The organism is Neobacillus sp. Soil_C_43 (assembly GCF_057656715.1).
Genome location: NZ_JBDGJV010000001.1, coordinates 537,928 through 557,524 on the forward strand (window position 1 = coordinate 537,928; position 19,597 = coordinate 557,524).

At 37.4% G+C, this 19,597-nt stretch carries 20 protein-coding genes, 1 pseudogene and 1 other annotated feature; of the genes and pseudogenes, 2 read left to right on the top strand and 19 right to left on the bottom strand.

Annotated features, from left to right (window positions below; genetic code table 11):
* Positions 1-11: 11 nt before the first annotated feature.
* The 16 genes from dnaG to floA form a co-directional block, all read right to left on the bottom strand.
* On the bottom strand, positions 12-1,823 hold the full coding sequence (gene dnaG, locus AC3A54_RS02875; RefSeq protein ID WP_487653263.1) for a DNA primase: 1,812 nt from the start codon (positions 1,821-1,823) through the stop codon (positions 12-14).
* Between the two features lie 545 nt (positions 1,824-2,368).
* Entirely contained in the window at positions 2,369-3,178 is an 810-nt protein-coding gene (locus tag AC3A54_RS02880) for a pyruvate, water dikinase regulatory protein (protein ID WP_487653264.1), read from the bottom strand.
* 37 nt (positions 3,179-3,215) lie between these two features.
* Complete coding sequence (gene ccpN, locus AC3A54_RS02885; protein ID WP_308083141.1) at positions 3,216-3,848, bottom strand: transcriptional regulator CcpN; 633 nt, start codon at positions 3,846-3,848, stop codon at positions 3,216-3,218.
* A 221-nt stretch (positions 3,849-4,069) separates the two neighbouring features.
* Positions 4,070-5,455 (bottom strand): glycine--tRNA ligase, encoded by a 1,386-nt coding sequence (locus tag AC3A54_RS02890; protein WP_335544006.1) that lies wholly within the window; start codon positions 5,453-5,455, stop codon positions 4,070-4,072.
* Positions 5,456-5,556: 101 nt separating this feature from the next.
* Positions 5,557-5,747, bottom strand: a binding site (T-box leader).
* A 50-nt stretch (positions 5,748-5,797) separates the two neighbouring features.
* Positions 5,798-6,550 (bottom strand): DNA repair protein RecO, encoded by a 753-nt coding sequence (gene recO, locus AC3A54_RS02895; protein ID WP_487653265.1) that lies wholly within the window; start codon positions 6,548-6,550, stop codon positions 5,798-5,800.
* Positions 6,551-6,584: 34 nt separating this feature from the next.
* On the bottom strand, positions 6,585-6,728 hold the full coding sequence (locus AC3A54_RS02900; RefSeq protein ID WP_024030127.1) for a YqzL family protein: 144 nt from the start codon (positions 6,726-6,728) through the stop codon (positions 6,585-6,587).
* Between the two features lie 160 nt (positions 6,729-6,888).
* Positions 6,889-7,809 (bottom strand): GTPase Era, encoded by a 921-nt coding sequence (gene era / locus AC3A54_RS02905; RefSeq protein ID WP_487653266.1) that lies wholly within the window; start codon positions 7,807-7,809, stop codon positions 6,889-6,891.
* Positions 7,799-8,200: a cytidine deaminase gene (locus AC3A54_RS02910; protein WP_308083136.1), complete on the bottom strand. Its 402-nt coding sequence runs from the start codon at positions 8,198-8,200 to the stop codon at positions 7,799-7,801. Before AC3A54_RS02910 ends, era begins: the two co-directional genes overlap by 11 nt.
* Positions 8,201-8,411: 211 nt before the next feature.
* On the bottom strand, positions 8,412-8,795 hold the full coding sequence (locus tag AC3A54_RS02915; RefSeq protein ID WP_487653267.1) for a diacylglycerol kinase family protein: 384 nt from the start codon (positions 8,793-8,795) through the stop codon (positions 8,412-8,414).
* Positions 8,779-9,249: an rRNA maturation RNase YbeY gene (gene ybeY / locus AC3A54_RS02920; RefSeq protein ID WP_487653268.1), complete on the bottom strand. Its 471-nt coding sequence runs from the start codon at positions 9,247-9,249 to the stop codon at positions 8,779-8,781. The genes AC3A54_RS02915 and ybeY overlap by 17 nt, the downstream gene beginning before the upstream one ends.
* Positions 9,246-11,420: an HD family phosphohydrolase gene (locus AC3A54_RS02925; protein WP_487653269.1), complete on the bottom strand. Its 2,175-nt coding sequence runs from the start codon at positions 11,418-11,420 to the stop codon at positions 9,246-9,248. The genes ybeY and AC3A54_RS02925 overlap by 4 nt, the downstream gene beginning before the upstream one ends.
* Positions 11,421-11,582: 162 nt before the next feature.
* Positions 11,583-12,551, bottom strand: a complete 969-nt coding sequence (locus AC3A54_RS02930) for a PhoH family protein (protein ID WP_308083132.1) — start codon at positions 12,549-12,551, stop codon at positions 11,583-11,585.
* Positions 12,548-13,741: a sporulation protein YqfD gene (yqfD, locus tag AC3A54_RS02935; protein ID WP_487653270.1), complete on the bottom strand. Its 1,194-nt coding sequence runs from the start codon at positions 13,739-13,741 to the stop codon at positions 12,548-12,550. The genes AC3A54_RS02930 and yqfD overlap by 4 nt, the downstream gene beginning before the upstream one ends.
* Positions 13,738-14,040: a sporulation protein YqfC gene (gene yqfC, locus AC3A54_RS02940; RefSeq protein ID WP_335544011.1), complete on the bottom strand. Its 303-nt coding sequence runs from the start codon at positions 14,038-14,040 to the stop codon at positions 13,738-13,740. The genes yqfD and yqfC overlap by 4 nt, the downstream gene beginning before the upstream one ends.
* A gap of 99 nt (positions 14,041-14,139) precedes the next feature.
* Positions 14,140-14,598, bottom strand: a complete 459-nt coding sequence (locus tag AC3A54_RS02945) for a hypothetical protein (protein ID WP_487653271.1) — start codon at positions 14,596-14,598, stop codon at positions 14,140-14,142.
* Between the two features lie 31 nt (positions 14,599-14,629).
* Positions 14,630-15,622 carry a flotillin-like protein FloA gene (gene floA / locus AC3A54_RS02950; protein WP_335544013.1) on the bottom strand — a complete coding sequence of 331 codons (993 nt, stop codon included), beginning with the start codon at positions 15,620-15,622 and terminating at the stop codon, positions 14,630-14,632.
* Between the two features lie 142 nt (positions 15,623-15,764).
* Here floA and tnpB point away from each other — a divergent pair.
* Positions 15,765-17,013 (top strand): annotated as a pseudogene (gene tnpB, locus AC3A54_RS02955) (IS200/IS605 family element RNA-guided endonuclease TnpB).
* A gap of 11 nt (positions 17,014-17,024) precedes the next feature.
* Here the strand turns inward: tnpB and AC3A54_RS02960 are convergent.
* The 3 genes from AC3A54_RS02960 to rpsU form a co-directional block, all read right to left on the bottom strand.
* On the bottom strand, positions 17,025-17,657 hold the full coding sequence (locus tag AC3A54_RS02960) for an NfeD family protein (protein ID WP_487653272.1): 633 nt from the start codon (positions 17,655-17,657) through the stop codon (positions 17,025-17,027).
* 134 nt (positions 17,658-17,791) lie between these two features.
* Entirely contained in the window at positions 17,792-18,235 is a 444-nt protein-coding gene (locus tag AC3A54_RS02965) for a GatB/YqeY domain-containing protein (RefSeq protein WP_487653273.1), read from the bottom strand.
* Positions 18,236-18,250: 15 nt separating this feature from the next.
* Positions 18,251-18,424, bottom strand: a complete 174-nt coding sequence (gene rpsU / locus AC3A54_RS02970) for a 30S ribosomal protein S21 (protein ID WP_007087607.1) — start codon at positions 18,422-18,424, stop codon at positions 18,251-18,253.
* Positions 18,425-18,642: 218 nt separating this feature from the next.
* Between rpsU and AC3A54_RS02975 the strand changes: the two genes are divergently transcribed.
* Positions 18,643-19,578: a Na/Pi symporter gene (locus AC3A54_RS02975; RefSeq protein WP_487653274.1), complete on the top strand. Its 936-nt coding sequence runs from the start codon at positions 18,643-18,645 to the stop codon at positions 19,576-19,578.
* Positions 19,579-19,597: the final 19 nt, after the last annotated feature.

A 19,597-nucleotide genomic window follows, 5' to 3' on the forward strand; every position in this document is an offset into this window, starting at 1 on the left:
TAAAATGGAATCTATAACGATTTACGCAATTGAATAATTTCAATACCAATTGCAGCAGCTCTACTAAATTCACCATGTCGCTCTGCTTCTTTTTGTTCCACTTCTTTTTCTTTTATCTTTAGCATTTTTTGATAATTCAACACCTGTTTGATATAATCAGTTAATTCTTGGTCACTTAATTCTTCATTAATGGACATCATTTCAATATTTGCAACCATTCTTCTAAGATTTTCATCTTGAATATAGGTTAAAAACGCACTAGAATCAGGTTCTAAGTGATCTTCATAAAATCCTAACAGATATGTTATTATTGCCTGATGTTCATCCATATTAAACGTGTTTTGTTGTAATAAATCCTGAACCTTGTAAGCAACATCACGATTTTTTAGCATATGTGCAATTAAACGCCTCTCAGCAGTATAATGTGCGGGCTTTAACTCGTTCACCTGCTTAACAATTTTCAATGATGGTTTATTACTTGTTTCAGTCTTTCCGTTGGATTTTCTTTTTTCTTCGAAGAAGATTTGTTTTTGCTGCTGTTTTAAAGCATCCAACGAAAGCGAAAATTCACCAGCGAGCTGCCGCAAGTAATGATCTCTTTCAACAGCCTTATTTAATTTGCTGATTTCTTTAATTATTTGTTCGATATACGCAAGCCGATCTCCTTCAATTTGAAGATTTTTTCCTCTTCTAAAGTAAAGAAATTTAAAACCCATCCAGGTTGAGCTTGCACCAATTACTTCATTGCGAAATTTTTCAGAGCCATTTTTTTTTATATATTCATCAGGATCCATTCCATCTGGCATCATAGCCACCTTGATTTGGAAACCCGCATCATTTAAGTGACTACCTGCTCGATAGGCCGCTTCAATCCCAGGCTTATCAGAATCATAGCAAATTGTTATGGATTGAACGCTTTGACGTAATAGGGCTATATGTTCATCAGTCAAAGAAGTTCCCATTGTGGCAATACCATTCTCTACACCAGATCGATCTGCTGCAATACAATCGGCAAATCCCTCAAACAAAACAGCATGTTGCAACTTTTTTATACTTGATTTAGCTAAATGATAATTGTATAGAATTTTACTTTTATTAAAGATTGCGGTTTCGGGACTATTTAAATATTTGGGCTCATCGGCCCCAAGTGACCTCCCTGAAAATGCAATCGTATTACCATTTCGGTCGGAAATTGGAAACATGATTCGATCTCTAAATCGATCAAAATATGTCCCGTCTCTTTCCCGCTGGATAATTAGTCCGGCTTTTTCCATCCATTCAGGTGAAAAATCCCTTTTAGATAGGAACTTATAAACAAAATCCCATGAATTTAATGAATACCCAATTTGAAACTTATCAATCGATTCCCTTGAAAAACCTCTATCTAATAAATACTCTAATGCGTGCTGACCTTCCTTTGTATTTACTAGTAAGTGATGATAAAATTTTCTTAATAACTCATGGGCATCGAGCATAGATTGAAATTCTTTGGAAACCTTCTTCTCTCCAGAAACCGTAGACCTTTTAATATCGAGATCAATATTAACTCTCGCAGCTAATTTAATGGCTGCTTCCTGGAACGACATACCTTCAAGTTCCATTAAGAAAGAAAAAACATTTCCACCTGCTCCACATCCAAAACAATGGTAAATTTGTTTATCAGGCGATACTGAAAATGAAGGGGTGCTTTCACCATGGAAAGGACATAGTCCGAAGTAATTTCGCCCCTGCTTTTTCAGTTGAACATAATCGCTGATTATTTCGACAATATCAACAGCTTGACGAACTTGATCAATCTTTTCTTCGGCAATACGGTCTGCCATGTGAACATCTCCATTTGTACTAACAGGTATTCGGCAGGCAATCTTTAAATTCCTGCAAATTTCGACAAAATTTTTGTTAATTCTGCCGTAAAACTTTATATTGCATTCTCCTTAAATAACACTCCCTTTGGAGATAAAATTATGTAGAATAGTTCGTGTCATGGTAATTTTAGGAAGCAATAAGTAAAAATTCTTCTGAAAAATCAGAAGCTATTTCGACAATTTCCTCATTAACCAGTCATGAATCTTATCCACTTAAATCTTGGAATGCTTTTGCATAAGTATTAATTCTACATCTCTCCGCATATTCCTTCTTAAAAGTGATAACTTTTACAAAAAGGATTTATGTCGAATTTTTTTTAGGGGGTTGCCTTGACATCTAACAATAAATAGTTTATTCGTTCACATGCAACTCTAAACCTAAAAAGATATATTTTTATCACAATTTTTTATTATAGTACAATCATTATCATTTTACCATAATTATTTTGTTTTATTTTATTAGTTTTTTTCATAAAAAAGCACATAATCAATTGATTATGCGCTTACGGTCTACCTTTTTGAATATAATTTAAAATAACGTTCGCTGTTTCCTCAACAGCTTTATTGGTCACATCAATAACAGGGCAGTTAATTTTTGAAACTAATTTTTCAAAAAAGGTTAATTCATCTTTTATCCGTTCAATATTCGCATAACTAGCCTCGTCATTTAATCCTAGGGACCGTAATCGTTCACGTCTAATATTATTTAACTTTTCAGGGCTAATTTTTAGACCAAAGCATTTTTCAATAGGAACCTTAAAAAGTTCTTCTGGTGGATCGACCTCAGGCACAAGGGGAACATTTGCCACTTTTAAGCGTTTATGGGCCAAGTATTGAGATAGTGGAGTTTTAGAGGTTCTTGAAACACCAATTAATACTATATCAGCCTTTAAAATTCCTCTTGGGTCTCGGCCATCGTCATATTTAACGGCGAATTCAATCGCCTCAATTTTTTTAAAATAATCCTCGTCCAGCTTTCTGACAAGTCCAGGCTCACATAATGGAGTTTTTCCGCTATAAAGTTGAATTTGATCCATAATAGGCCCGATAAGATCTACAGCAATGATTCCTTCCTCTTCCGCACGTTTCTGCATATATGTACGCATGTCCGGTTTAACTAGTGTAAAGGCAATCATTCCCTTATCAAGAGAAACAAGTGAGAGGACTTCATCAATATGTTCCCTGTCTTCCACATAGGGAAATCTTTTTAATGTCATACCAGAACCATTAAATTGGGTTATTGCCGCTTTGGTCACTAATTCTGCTGTTTCTCCAACCGAATCAGACACTACATAAATAATTGGTAAACTCATTCTCCCCCAACAGCTCCTCTATTCAAGTTATCTAACCTTATTCATCCCCTAAAGCAACAAAAGCTTTTGTTATATTCGTTTTCGTTATTCTGCCAATTACTTCAAAACCCTTGTCAGATCTTTTCACTACTGGAAGAGCATCGATTTGTTTTTCAATTAATTTCTTGGCAATATCAATCAGTAGATCTTCCCGCTCACACATTGTAATATTAGGCATCCTGGTCATAATAATATTGACAGGTATACTTGCAAGTTCCTGCTTCCCAATACTCGCTCTTAGCAAGTCCTTTCTAGAAAGAACACCTACTAAAAGAGTGCTTTGATCAACTACAAATAATGTTCCCACATCTTCAAGAAACATTGTACAAATAGCATCGTATACCGAAACATTCTCATTCACTACAACAGGAATGGATTGATAATCCTTCACATAAATTTTTTGAAGGTTTTCTGTTAATAATTGGGCTCCCGATTTTCCCGTATAAAAATAGCCCACACGTGGTCTGGCATCAAGGAAACCAGCCATCGTTAGTATGGCAAGATCCGGTCTTAAGGTTGCTCTGGTCAAACTTAATTGATCCGCGATGTGCTCTCCTGTTATCGGCCCATTTTCCTTTACTATTTGTAGAATATGTTCCTGGCGTTTTGTCAGTTCGATTGTCCTCACCACCCTTAATATGGATTCCTAATGAACCCTATTCCTATGATAACGTTATACTTTAATAGAAATATTATATACTAATTATCTTAAAGGCGGAAGCATCCCTTTCATGACAAGGCACTATTAAAGAACATTTTTGATTTTTATCCCCTGTTGATTGGAGCGTAAATCAACAGACAAGTTGAAATGACAAAAAGGTGTGGTTTCCCACACCTTTAGGTTTGCATATTTTAAAATACCATTTTCTCCTGAAGGAAGCTGACAAGATCCGCGATTGGGATTCTTGTTTGCTCCATGGTATCACGGTCTCTTACTGTTACCATTTGATCTTCTTTTGAGTCAAAATCATAGGTAATACAGAACGGTGTTCCGATTTCATCATGGCGGCGGTAGCGTTTACCGATAGAACCAGCCTCGTCATAATCGACAGTAAAGTATTTAGATAATGTAGCAAAAACTTCTTTTGCCTCATCAGATAACTTCTTGGATAACGGAAGAATGGCTGCCTTAAACGGTGCTAGTGCAGGATGAAAATGCATAACTGTTCTGGAAGTACCATCTTCAAGCTCTTCTTCTTCATATGCATCAATTAAAAATGCCAATGTAACGCGGTCCGCACCGAGTGATGGTTCGATACAGTAAGGAACATACTTTTCATTCGTTTCCGGATCAAGGTAATGGAAATCCTCACCCGAAAATTCCATATGCTGCTTCAAATCATAATCTGTTCTGGAAGCAACACCCCAAAGCTCACCCCAGCCAAATGGAAACTTATATTCAAAATCGGTCGTTGCATTACTATAGTGAGAAAGTTCATCTTCAGAATGGTCACGCAGTCTTAAATTTTCTTTTGTAAGACCTAAAGAACCTAACCAGCCTTCAGCGAAATTCTTCCAATAATCAAACCATGTGAGCTCTTCTCCTGGTTTACAGAAAAATTCAAGCTCCATTTGTTCGAACTCACGTGTACGGAAGGTAAAATTACCTGGTGTAATTTCGTTGCGGAAACTTTTTCCAATCTGAGCAATACCAAATGGTAATTTCTTTCTCATTGTACGTTGTACATTTTTAAAGTTCACAAAAATTCCTTGAGCTGTTTCAGGTCGAAGGAAAATCTCATTGGTGCTTGACTCAGTAACACCTTGGAAGGTTTTAAACATAAGATTAAACTGTCGGATTCCTGTGAAATCATGACTTCCACAATCCGGACATGCTATATTATGTTCTTTGACAAGCTCTTCCATCTTCTCAAACGGTAAGCCATCAACAACCATTTCAATACCTTTTTCATCAAGAGCATTTTCGATTAATTTATCTGCGCGGTGACGCGCTTTACAGTTTTTACAATCAATCATTGGATCATTAAAGTTTCCAATGTGTCCAGACGCTTCCCATGTTCTTGGATTCATCAGAATACTAGCGTCCAAGCCCACATTGTAAGGGGACTCCTGAACAAATTTCTTCCACCATGCCTGTTTGATATTGTTTTTGAACTCAACACCTAATGGACCGTAATCCCATGTGTTTGCAAGGCCACCATAAATCTCTGACCCCGGAAAAATAAATCCTCTGTGCTTTGCATGTGCAACAATTTGCTCCATCGTTACATTACTCATTTTTATTGCTCCTTTTCTAAAAAATTTCTAGCTATAGTGCCTTTAAAACAGGGGGTGCCTATTTCAGCAAATAAAAAAACTCCCACCCCTATGCTTATTAGCATAGGGACGAGAGTTACCCGCGGTTCCACCCTATTTGCTGCTTGTAATAGCAGCCTCCTTAAATGTGCCTAATCAACACAAAATTGCTCAGGAACGCCTTCATTAGTGCCCTATACCCTAGCTCTCACCATCCTAGGTTCGCTTTTATAGAGAGAGAAATCTAATTACTCTTTTCCGTCAATGCAAATATTTTATTATCCAAAATATTAACCAAAACTTCTGCTATTGTCAATATAGCTATCATAAGAGATTACGAAATTGATCCATGGAGTTAAGAAATTTCTTTGTTTTTAAGTGTAGTCCCGAGTACTCTTCATAATATGCGTCAATCACATTTTTTAGTTCGGCCTTCGTTTCTGCTTTAACAGATATATTTCCTAGTCTAGAAAGATCAAAATAATAAAATAGCCTTAATAATTTAATTGTAGCTGGTGATAATTTATAATGGTATCGATCTTTTTCTAAACATCTGTGACAAATAAAGCCGCCTTCCCGAATGGAAAAAGAAAAATGTCCGTCTGTACTCCCGCAAACGGAACATTGATTCAAGACTGGATATAAGCCCATTACATTTAACATTTTCATTTCATAGATATTCATCAGAATATCAGGTTCATAGCCTTCGTTCATGTAGTTCAATGTTTGGAGAAGCAATTCAAAATGAAAAGGGTTTGGTTTTTTTTCATCGGTGCATTTATCAGTTAATTCAACAATATAACTCGCATACGCAGTTAAGAATATATCTTCACCAATTGACCTTAAGGAAGTAGCAATCTCTCCCTGTTGGAGACTGCCTAATCCAGATCCTCTTTGTACCAAAAAATAACCATGTGTAAAAAGCTGGGTAACGGAAGAAAGGCGGCTGTTAGGCTTTTTAGCACCTCTCGCCATAACACCTATCTTCCCCCATTCCCTTGTAAATATTGTTATTATTTTATTGGTTTCACCATAATCTGTCGTTCTAATGACGATGCCTTCACACTTTTGAAGCATAAATGTCACCTTCTAAAGTAGTACGAAGACAAACTTATGAAACGGGAAAATCGATTTGTGCTAGCTCTTCATTCAGATTTCCGGGTATTTCTTGGTTTTCCTTCTCAAGCTCTTTGAAGAGAAGATATGTGTCAATATTACCTGTTTGAAGGAATACTTTCCACGTAAAATCCATCATCGAAAACCCCACCTTTCAATATTTAGACTAGCTTTAATTCAATCCCAAACCTTACATTTATCATAGCCTGCCTGCGCAAAAATCATAAGACGAAAAAATTGTTAATGTTGTCCATGCATAATTTGATCTATATCGTAATATTTTAGTTAGGGTTATTGTCTCAATATTCATCTTCGTTAAAGCCATAATCACGAAGCTGGGACATTTTGTTACGCCAATCTTTTTGAACTTTTACCCATAACTCTAGGAAAACCTTAGATCCAAGTAGATTTTCAATATCTACCCTGGCACGCTTTCCAATTTCTTTTAACATGCTTCCTTGTTTTCCGATAATAATACCTTTTTGTGAATCTCTCTCCACAATTACAGTTGCCATAACATGAATGATATCCTTGCCCTCTTTACGCTCCATTTTGTCTAAAACAACAGCCAAAGAGTGAGGGATTTCTTCTCTTGTTAAATGCAATGCTTTTTCCCTAATGAGCTCTGTTATGATAAACCGCTCTGGATGATCTGTTACTTGGTCAGCTGGATAATACTGTGGTCCCTCTGGTAAGAAGGATTTAATTTGATCAAGAAGACGCTCCACATTATTTCCTTCAAGAGCAGATATTGGGACAATTTCTTTAAACGCGTACTTTTCTTGATAAGACTGTATAATTGGCAATAAATCATCTGGATGAATCTGGTCAATTTTATTTATAACAAGAAAGATTGGAGTATTAACTGTTTGGAACTTTTCAAGAATAAATTCTTCACCCCTGCCAAATCCTTCTTCGGCGTTCACCATAAATAATACTAAATCAACTTCTTTTAGTGTATTTTGTGCAACCTTCATCATAAAGTCGCCTAATTTATGTTTTGGTTTATGGATCCCTGGTGTATCAATAAAAATCATTTGAGCATCATTAATCGTTAGCACACCTTGAATCTTGTTCCGTGTGGTTTGGGGCTTATCACTCATTATAGCAATTTTTTGTCCAATCACTCGATTTAGAAAGGTTGATTTCCCAACATTGGGGCGCCCAATAATGGAGATAAATCCTGATTTGTATCCGTTTCCATTCCCATTATTCTGCATGTAAATCCTCCGGAGAAAAGGCACCAGGCAATAATTCTTCGACTGTAATTTCCTGAATATCCCCTTTTAGGTTCGTTAATACAACTTTCATGTCTCTTGGACAAAGTTCAGATATTACTTGTCTACACGCTCCACAAGGAGAACATGGACGTTCTGTATCGGCAACAACGGCGAGCAATTGAAAATTCCGATCACCTTCGGAATAGGCTTTAAATAAAGCTGTGCGTTCTGCGCAGTTGCACATGCTATATGCGGCATTTTCAATATTACAACCATGATATACTTTTCCATCTGTTGTTAATAAGGCTGCTCCAACTCCAAATTTGGAATATGGAACATAAGCTTTATCTCTTGCTTTTTTTGCTTCTTCAATTAATTGTTCGATGTTCACTAGCTCTTCTTCCCTTCCAGCAGGTTTCTGCTGTTCCTTTATTTTACATTAAAAACGAGAGAAAATCATTACTTGTAGCGAAAAAGTAATATAAAATTTTTAAAAATTAGAATTTTCTCATAACTCAACTTGTCTAGTAATGAAAGTTGGTAATTCATTTTACCGAATTCCCTGCACCATTTCAAATACATTTAAAATGTTTAATAAATACCTACTTGAATAGCTTAAATATGTATGGAATAAAAATGATATTTCCAACGATCACTGAAAGAACCGCGTAAAGGAATACAGCCCCTGCCGCTATATCCTTTGCTTGTTTTGCGAGAGGGTGGTATTCCTTCGTTACGAGATCCACCACTCTTTCAATAGCAGTATTTATTAACTCTAAGGAGAACATACCGCCAATAGCGAAAAGGATGACTATCCATTCCATTTTTGTTATTGAAAAGTATATGGAAAAGAGAACGACCACTATCGAGCTGATCAAATGAATCCTCATATTCCTCTCTGAAAGAAGAGCGGTAAGGATCCCTGCAACAGCATAAGAAAATGACCCCAGCAGTGGTTTTGACTTTCTTTTATCTTGTAAGTCCATACTCGTTAAAAATTTCCTTTTGCAATGTAAACATTTCTTTTTCTTCCTCTTTAGTCATATGATCATATCCTAAGAGATGCAAAAATCCATGTATCGCTAAAAAACCTAACTCTCTTTGAAATGAATGACCATACTCTTCCGCCTGTTCCCTTGTTTTAGGGACAGAGATGATAATATCTCCTAAGACTCGAGGCATATCCACACCCTTTAGCTCCACTTCACCTTCACCTAGTTCTTCCATAGCAAAAGAAATAACGTCTGTTGGAGTGTCCTTATCGCGGTACTCTCGGTTTATTTCATGAATTCTTTCATTTGTAACGTATGTTACAGACACTTCACTATGTTCTTTAATATTTAGTTTCTTAGCGGCAAACGCTAATATCCTTTCCACATCAAGCATATGTTCTTCAGATAATTCATTCGTCTCGTCAGCACAATCAATTAGTAAAGTCATGCTTCTTTCACCTTCTTCTTCGTCATTTCTGGATATTCAATCCTTGAGTGAAATATCCCTTTAAGTGTTTCACATAACGTATGTGAGACAGTCTCAATCTCTTTTAACGTTATATCACATTCATTTAACTGGCCATCTTGAAGCCTGTCTGCAACAATTTTCTTAACGAGTGATTCAATTAGTTCTGGCGTAGGTTTGGATAATGAGCGAACAGCGGCCTCTACACTATCTGCAATCCCTACAACGGCGGATTCTTTTGTTTGTGCCTTCGGGCCAGGATAACGGTAATCATCTTCCTTTATAGCTGTCTCATCCTGAAGTGCCTTATGATAAAAGAATTTCAATAGGGTTGTTCCATGGTGCTGTTCGGCGATATCAACAATTTCTTTTGGCATATGATATTTTCTCAGTATATGAGAGCCATCAGTGACATGCGCAATAATAATATTTGCACTTTTATCCGGCGGTAGACGGTCATGAGGATTTTCTAAATGCAGTTGATTTTCTATGAAAAAGTTTGGTCGTTTCGTCTTTCCGATATCATGATAATAACTTCCTACTCTTGCTAAAAGCCCATTCGCTCCTATCGCTTCACAGGCCGATTCAGCTAAGTTGGCCACCATCACACTGTGATGATATGTACCAGGAGCCTCCATGAGGATTTTCCTGAGCAGTGGATGATTGGGATTAGAAAGTTCAATCAGCCTCATTGTTGATAAAATTCCAAAACTAGCTTCAAAAAAAGGTAATAATCCTATGGTTAATACCGCAGAACCAATTCCTGAAACAAGAGCTGTAATAAAGTAATACCCATATTCAACTCCAGAATACTGACCATTAGGTAGGAACATTAACGCCAAAATGGTTAGTAGATTGACCAGAGCAGCAAAGGTACCTGCCTGTAAAATTTTCGAACGCTGATTTTTTTTGCTTAGAAACAAGATCCCAGCTATAGCACTAAACAAAATGTAAATGCCTTCTGAAAAGTTTAGCGTTCCTGCCATTCCCTCATTAAAAAGGATGCTGCCACAAATCGCCATAATAATGGACATAAAAATCGCAAGCTTCTCGTCAATTAGAATCTTTATTAGCATGCCCCCCATCGCGGCAGGAAATATATAGCCAATACCTGCAAAATTAAATATTTGCAGCATGCTTATTATTTTCATAATAAAGATGGAGAGGATAAAGATAATCCCAAATAACAGAAGGTAGGTCTGTCTTTTCCCAGGCAACGATTTCATTTGATAAAAATAATAGTAAATGGCAGAAAGAATAATGGTGACTAGCACGATCAATCCGATAAACGGTTTAAACGATTTTTCTGTGCTTAAGAGTCCTGCCAGCTTAAGTTGACGATAGATATCTTGCGTAATTAATTCCCCTTCTTCAACAATAACCTGACCTTGTAAAATCTTTACAGGTTCTACACTTTCAACTGCTTGATTTCGCAGCTCTTCTGTTGCTGTTGGGTCATAAAATTCATTTTGAATAATAGCATACCTACCAAGCTCAATCGAGGCAATTCTTAGGTTTTCACTAAGTGTTGTATATTTTAACTCCTCTTCCACTCTCTTTTTTGCATTTTCTACTTCATCTGCAGAGATCCTTTTAGTCATTACATTGTTAATGGCTGTCACTGTCATATCTCTTGCAATAGATAGATCATCATTATTAGCTTGCACTAATGCAGTTAGAACTTGAGTAGAGAGATCCTTTGAAGCACTAGACGTTAATTTTGCTTTTAATCTTGTTACTTTATCCTCCGTACTTGGCTCTTCTTTAATAGGAGTATCTTCTGTTGCCTGTTCAGCCAGCTTTTTTAATTCCTCTTTCATTTCATTATTTACATCAATTGCTGATTGAAAAATGGAAGTAATTAAATCCACTCTATTTTGAGTATATTCTTTTTTTAATGAGTAAACGTCTTGTACCTGGTCAAGTGCATCTTTGCGTTTATTTTCGGTACTTTTTTTGTCTTCTACTGTCCCAGGGGAACGAATGGTTTTTTCAGCAACAGAAAATAAGCTTAATTCTAATTTTTCCGGCTTAACATTACTGTACATTGCTGAAAAAAGGACAGAGCCTAATACAAAGAAAAAAAGTAAGCGAAAAAAAGTAATATCGAGCAGCTTTCGGATACGTATAAAGTGTTGCTGTATTTTGTCCAATTAACTCCCCCCGACCACACCATAAAAAATGCTTTGTAATTCCACAAAAAAATACAAATTACTACTTACACGTGTGCTTTATGTAAAATGATAACAGTTTTTCTGGCAACTTTCACGTTTAATGAAAAAAAAGAGGATAAACCCTTATGGTTTATCCCTTGCTTACTTTTGATTAACTATCTTTTCATAGGCTTGAATGATCTTACCAACTAACGGATGGCGAACAACATCACTTTGTTCTAAAAACACAAAGGAAATACCATTTACATTTTGTAATATCTCTTCTGCAACAATTAGGCCAGATTTAGCACCCTTTGGCAGGTCAATTTGGGTTCGGTCACCTGTAATTACCATTTTGGAACCAAAACCAAGTCTAGTCAAAAACATCTTCATTTGTGCATGAGTTGTATTTTGCGCCTCATCCAATATAACAAATGCGTCGTCCAATGTACGGCCCCTCATGTATGCTAATGGAGCTATTTCAATGGTTCCCCGTTCAATTAATCTTTGAGTATGCTCCACGCCTAATATATCATTAAGCGCATCGTACAAGGGCCTCAAATAAGGGTCAACCTTTTCCTTTAAGTCCCCAGGTAGGAAGCCAAGACTTTCTCCTGCCTCAACAGCAGGTCTTGTTAGGATGATTTTATTGACGTTACCATTTCGAAGCGCGTTAACAGCCATAACTACGGCTAAATAGGTTTTCCCGGTCCCAGCCGGTCCAATCCCGAAAACAAGGTCATTTTTCTTAATAGCTTGTACATATTGTCTTTGTCCAAGCGTTTTAATTCTAATGGTTTTACCTTTAACGTTTTTTCCAATTTCTTCGTCATATAAATTAACAAAGTAATCAAGCGTTCCTTTGTTCGCCATTTCAATGGCGTATAAAACATCTCTCTGGCTGATGTTAATACCCTTACGAATAACAAAGATTAATCTGTCAATAATTTCTCCAGCCATCGTGACCTTCTCTTCATCACCTGACAAGCTTACAGATTCTCCTCTTGTAATAATGGATACACCAAGCTCTTGTTCAATGGTTTTTAAGTTTTGATCTGAATTACCGAGAAGCGTAATAGCCTCTGCCGGATTTTCTAACTGAACATTTATAGTAGTTAATTTTTCTGTCATTCAGGAGTCTCCTTGGAAATTGGTTGTCCGACCGCAATGTTTTCAATTATCTTAAAATGGATATCTAGTATAACTTTACCATTTTCATTTACCTTGTGTAAAATTTTTTCATCTTTTATAATAGCATCTTCATCTAAGTGACTTTTTATTTCTTTTTTTGCCATTTCTAACGCAATTTCCTCAGCCTGTTTAACCGAGTAGGTTCGAGTAATTTCCTCCCGTTCACGCAACGTTGTATTTACGTAAGAAATCGGTAATTCCCATTTTAAAAAATGGATTTTATGAGTATTCTCCTCTGTTTCATATTCCCTAAACTCCGGCTTTCCAAACCCCCAAATAGGCACTTTCATATTCCAAAGCAAAAGGGAGTGTTTTTGTTTTTCCTTACCATTATATACCTTAAAGTTACTGACTAACGGCAACTCAACGTGGCTCTTATACCAGGTTTCACCCCAAACTTCCCCTTTTGCTGCCACCAATTTCGGACTCTCTTCCTGTCCAAACGCACCAGAAACGAGGAGTTGTCCTGCTTCCACATGATCATGAATGTCTACAGCCTTTTGGCCTTCTTCAATAAACATTTTTACTATAATAGCCTTCTTTTTAGCAATTAAATTTTGGGGTGATAGAACCTCAGGTTTTTTGGGTTCATTTTTTTCAACTACTTGAAGATGATAGGTTGTCCCTTTTAGTTCCACACCGACCCAAGTTAACGCACCAATATTATTTGTTAATTTTCTTTGAATCCCTTCCACATTATCTACAAAAAACTGGACCTTGCCTATTTTCACCCCCATCTTGTCCAATTCTTTGCGTATTTGATACTCCGTAGCTGGTTTTGCACCTTTAATCTCAATTCCCCAAATGACATTTGACAGAAGAAATATAAGGAGTAAAAAAGTAGCTGCTCCAATTAAAAAGCCGCTATTCTTTAACAATCTCCGTAATAGAAATGGCGCACCATTTCTCTGTAAAAAAGAGATTGTACATTCACTTTTCCTGGCAAATTTTCTGATTCGGAGAGCATCCTGAAGTCTCATCTTAAATGTTATGGTCTCAGTACCATGACGTTTTACATTCCAAACATGTAGACCATTTCTTATTAACACATTTATAAACCGCTCAAGCCCCTTTCCTGAAACTCTAACGGTAACCCTGCCATAAAAAAATTCTATCCACTGGTTCTTCATTTTGTACCTCCCGGGTTATCTGTTATATAGGTCACCTGATCAATTTTTCCTTGGAGTAAAATTTCTTCAGGTAAGATCGTTTTAATAACAAAAGATTTGCCTTTTATTAATAATTGACCTTGCTTTAACAACAATCGGAGTTCTTTATCAGAAAATGCCAGAAGGCCGCGATGGTTTTCTATATATATATGAATTTGTCCTATCATCGTTATTCGCGGCAAATCCATCATGACATCTTGAGGAAGATCCATTTTATTAGCCATCCAGTTTCGAACCCGCCCGGCCCATTTTTTTGCCATAAAAAAAGAACCCCCTTTCATCTCATATTTATGAAAAGAAAGGGGGTTCTAGCACATTTTTTTCTATTTAGATTCATATGTTGCTTTAATCTGATCCAATTATCTTCTTTTTGAAAAATAAGGTCTTTTTGCGCGCGGTTCGCCAAGAATTTCCGACCAAATGATTCCATTAACAATCGTATTAGCATCTGGATTTTCTAACGCAACAGGTATAGTCGTTTCCTGATGGTTAACTTTCGTAGTAGGGGCTATCACTCGTTCAGCCTGTTGCCGAGTTACTGCCATTCTAGTACGACTAGCTTCTGACTCTTGCCTAACTTGAACATATTCTTTTTCAAGATCTTTTATTACGTTTTGCGGCACTTCTGTATGAGTTTTCGTTTCAGCGGAGAAAGTTTCTCTTGGTTTTACATTGGTATATTCATCAAAAAGCGTTCGAATATCTTTCATGTTACCTACGGAAAAAGGCTTATTTCGTGACTTTCCTTGTGTGCTTTTTGTTTTACCAAAGATTGTTGAGATCACACCGACAATGATTAAGAATAGTATCGTTTCCAAATCCTACCCTCCTTTTTTTAATTAAAGTGGGTTATTGGTCGTCTTTTTTCTCACCTGTTATTTTTCCGATGGATCCTCTCATATCTGTATCAGCAGAAATATTTTTAATGTTCATATAATCCATCACACCGATATTACCAGACTTAAGTGCTTCTGCCATTGCAAGCGGGACTTCTGCTTCTGCTTCCACTACTTTGGCTCTCATTTCCTGAACCTTGGCTTTCATTTCTTGTTCTAGAGCTACTGCCATCGCTCGGCGTTCTTCTGCTTTCGCTTGGGCAATTTTCTTATCTGCTTCTGCCTGTTCTGTTTGAAGTTCAGCACCTATATTCTTACCGATATCAACGTCAGCAATATCGATCGATAAGATTTCAAACGCTGTACCTGCATCAAGTCCTTTGGAAAGGACCGTTTGTGAAATAAGATCAGGGTTCTCCAGTACCTTACTGTGACTATCTGATGAACCAATGGTAGAGACTACCCCTTCACCAACACGAGCAACGACGGTTTCTTCACCTGCCCCACCGACTAGACGCTCAATATTGGCACGAACAGTAATTCTTGCCTTCGCTTTAACCTCAATACCATTCATTGCAACACCCGCAATAAATGGTGTTTCAATGACTTTCGGGTTAACGCTCATTTGCACGGCCTCTAGCACATCACGACCTGCAAGATCAATTGCTGCACAACGCTCAAATGATAATTCTATATTTGCCCTGTGGGCAGCTATAAGAGCATTTACGACCCGATCCACATTTCCACCAGCTAGGTAATGACTTTCTAGTTGATTAGTTGTAACATTCAGGCCTGCTTTATGTGCTTTTATAAGTGGGTTAACGACCCTGCTCGGGGTTACCCTTCTTAGCCTCATTCCAACTAATGTAAAAATACTGATTCGAACACCAGCAGCCAATGCTGAAATCCACAGCATAACAGGGACAAATGATAATAATATCCCTAAAAAGATAAGTGCAATAATGACAACAGCAATAATAAAAATTGTTCCACTACCTACAACCATTCTAAATACCCCCTTCATTTTTTATACCGGGTTCGAGAACACCCGTGGTTTCAGCCATGGGATGAATCGAACTCTTTTTTGTATTCAAAACCAAACATACGTGCTATAATAAAGGAGATCATTCCCAAAGGAGGTGGCCCCTTTGAAACAGCACAAAGCCTTTAAATTTCGCATTTATCCAACGGAAAAACAAGCTACATTAATCAACAAAACCATTGGTTGTTCTCGTTTTGTCTTTAACACTTTTTTAGGTAAACAAAAAGACCAAGATGCTTATTGGCACATCACAGAAGAAATGGTTCAAAACGGCCAACTGCCTCAAAAACAATTGGAAAAGTCCTTATATTAAAAAATATGACACCATTAAATCCCTCCCTGACTTGAAAAGACAGTATCCCTTCTTAAAAGAAGTAGACAGCATTGCTCTTCAAAAAGCTGTCGAAAACCTTGCAGATGCCTACGATCGTTATTACAAAATGCAAAATAAAGCCCCAAAGTTCAAAAGCAAAAAGAATTCTGTACAAAGCTACACCACCAAACAAACAAATAACAACATTTCCATCTACGGTAACAAGATAAAACTTCCTAAATTGGGGTGGGTTCGCTTGGCTAAAAGCCGTAAGGTCAAAGGACGTATTTTGAACGCCACGGTGCGTCGAAAACCAAGTGGAAAGTATTTCATCTCCATTCTCGCAGAAGTGGACATTCAATCCTTCCCGAAAACCCATCAAGAAGTAGGCGTTGATTTAGGCATCAAAGACTTTGCCGTATTGACCAATGGCAAACACATCGAAAATCCTCACTTCTTAAAGAGAATGGAAGCCAAACTAATCAAGGAGCAACAAACCCTCTCTCGACGAGTGATGGGTTCTTCGAATTGGCTTAAACAAAAACGGAAAGTGGCTACTATACATGAGCGGATCACAAACGCCAGAATGGACTTCTTGCATAAATGCTCCACGGAGTTGGTCAAAACCCACGACCTCATTGCCATGGAGAGTTTGGACGTCGCCAATATGGTAAAGAACCACAAGTTAGCCAAGAGTATTCACGATGTTTCATGGGCGGAGTTCTGTCGGATGGTGGAGTACAAAGCCAATTGGTATGGAAAACAAATCGTTTTCGTTAACACTTGGTTTGCATCTTCTCAAATCTGTTCGAACTGTGGCACGCAAAATAAAGCTGTGAAAGACCTCTCGATACGAGAATGGACTTGCCCGAATTGTGGCATTCACCATGAAAATCGAGATGCCAACGCTTCACTGAATATTTTAAAAGAAGCGAAACGACTTCTTTCCGCACAAACGGAAACGAGAACCGCAGGAACTGCGGGGATAGCCTACTTACCTTGTTTCGATAGAAACAATAGCGTAGGAATCACTTCACTTTAGTGATGTGAGGTTCAAACTTCTCTTACAACAATTCGGGCTCCTTCTACCTTAATGACTATTACCTTTGCATTCTGCTCGATGAAACCGCCTTCACTTACCACATCTATTCTTTCGTTATTAATGATAACCGTCCCTGCTGGCCTGAGAATGGTCAATGCTTTACCCTCTATTCCTAACAGGTCTGTACGGTTCACATTAGAAACATACCCATCTTCTTTCCTCGCTGTCTCAAACAAAACCATTTTATTAAAGAGAACAAGCTTTTTGTTAAGTACCTTTATCATAATAAAGAAAACGCTAATAGAAACGAACAAGGCAATTAATATAGAGACTCCTATTTGGAGGGCATCTTCCCCAGCTAAAAAGAGGCTTAAAATTAACGCAGCGACGCCAAGGGTACCAGAAACAGCTCCCGGTAGAAAGAACTCTAAGAAGATGAGAAGGATTCCTGCTACAAATAGGGTTAATGTCCCGTATCCAGCCAGCCCTGCTTGAAAATGCCCATAAAAGAATAGCATAAGTGCGGCTACCCCAATGAAACCAGCGATACCAAATTTCTGTGAAAATAGCTCTAAGACGATTCCAACTCCAGCAATCGTTAATAGAACCGTTACAACAATCGGGTCAGTAAGAAATGCGATCATTCATATCCTCCTCTCTTCCTTTCATCCTGACTCTACTTATTACGTTTTAACATGTAAAAAGTTTCATAAATTTTTTTTTCGAATATATGTAAAAAGACCGATAGCTGAAAGCCATCGATCTTTGTGTCAGAATACTATGAAAGGTGTTGTTGTACAAGTTTATTTACAAGCGATCCGTCTGCTTTACCTTTAACTTTAGGCATGATAGCAGCCATCACTTTTCCCATTTCCGCTTTTGATTTTGCACCGACTTCTGAAATTATTTCTGTTACAATCTCAGACAGCTCTTCTTCTGAAAGCTGTTTCGGTAAATACAGTTCGACAATCGCCAACTCTGTACGCAATTTCTCAACTAGATCTTCACGACCAGCCTTATCAAATTCATGGAGGGAGTCTTTGCGTTGTTTTACTTCGCGAGAAAGGACCGTTAACTCTGCATCTTCGGGAAGCTCTGTTCCAAGCTTAATAGCTTCATTTTGCAACGAAGCTTTAACCATCCGAATGACTGAGAGTTTGTCTTTTTCCTTGTTTTTCATCGCTTGTTTCATATCATTATTTAAACGCTCGAGAAGACTCATATAATACACCCTCTCTTAAAACTTACGTTTTCTAGCTGCTTCAGACTTTTTCTTACGTTTAACACTTGGCTTTTCATAAAATTCGCGCTTTCTTGCCTCTTGCAAAGTACCAGTTTTTGATACTGTACGTTTGAAGCGACGAAGAGCATCTTCAAGCGATTCGTTTTTACGAACGACGGTTTTAGACATTCTCTTTCCCTCCCTCCGAAACACAACACACTTACATTCAATCCATGTACCTTGCAATTATAATATAACCTTGAAACAAGGTCAACTGAATTTCGCTAGGATAAAACATGCTTTTTAAAATTTATAGAATTATTGCTAATACTTGTCTCTATTTCCCATGAAAAGTGGCATGTCCCTCTCCCAATGACCATAGAATGAAGGGGAAGGGGGCATAAGACATGCTTTACATATTTTTATTTATTCTTTGTATCTTAATATTTATTTTCGGAATGACAATTATACGATTTGGCTTATTCAATTTATCAGCAAATAAATTAAAAACGTGGCTAATCAAGCTAACAAGTACACCATTAAAAGGAATGCTGACAGGAACTTTTATCACGGCCCTTTTACAGAGTAGCTCTGCGGTAATGGTTATTACCATTGGGTTGATTTCCGCAAGAATTATGACCTTTCCTCAATCGATTGGAATTATTCTTGGAACAAATATTGGGACTACCTTTAAGACAGAACTTATTACCTTTAATATTGATGCGGCTTTGGTACCACTAGCAGTAAGTGGAGCATTCCTAATATTATTTAAAAACAAAAAGGCTCGTAGTATTGGGATGCTTCTTTTTGGGATTGCTTCTGTGTTTACAGCCATGAAGGGCTTTGAACTACTAGCACAGCCATTAACGTCCATGAACATCATTCATAACTTTATCTTATCTATTAATGATCATATCTTTTTAAGTTTATTAACAGGGACCATCATCACAGCTATTATCCAATCAAGTACAGCTATGACTGGGATTGCCATGGGCTTTTTAACAGCTGGTTTGTTACAGCTTGATGCTGGAATTGCGATTGTGCTTGGTGCTAATATTGGTACCTGTATTACAGCGGTGATCGCTTCTATAGGTGGTGGTAAAGAATCCCGATTGGCAGCATTTGCACATGTTTGGTTAAATGTCTTCGGGGTCTTGTTGTTTATTCCGCTGATTCCTATGCTTAATGAGCATGCAAACCTGCTGGCAAGTCGCATCGAGGTTCAGTTAGCACATATAAGTGTAATTTTTAATATTGCCACCTCGTTACTCGTCTTACCTTTTGCAGAGAAATTTGGGAAAATGATTTTATTTTTTCATGACAGGCCGCCTAAAAAAATATAAAGAAAAGACGGCAATTAGG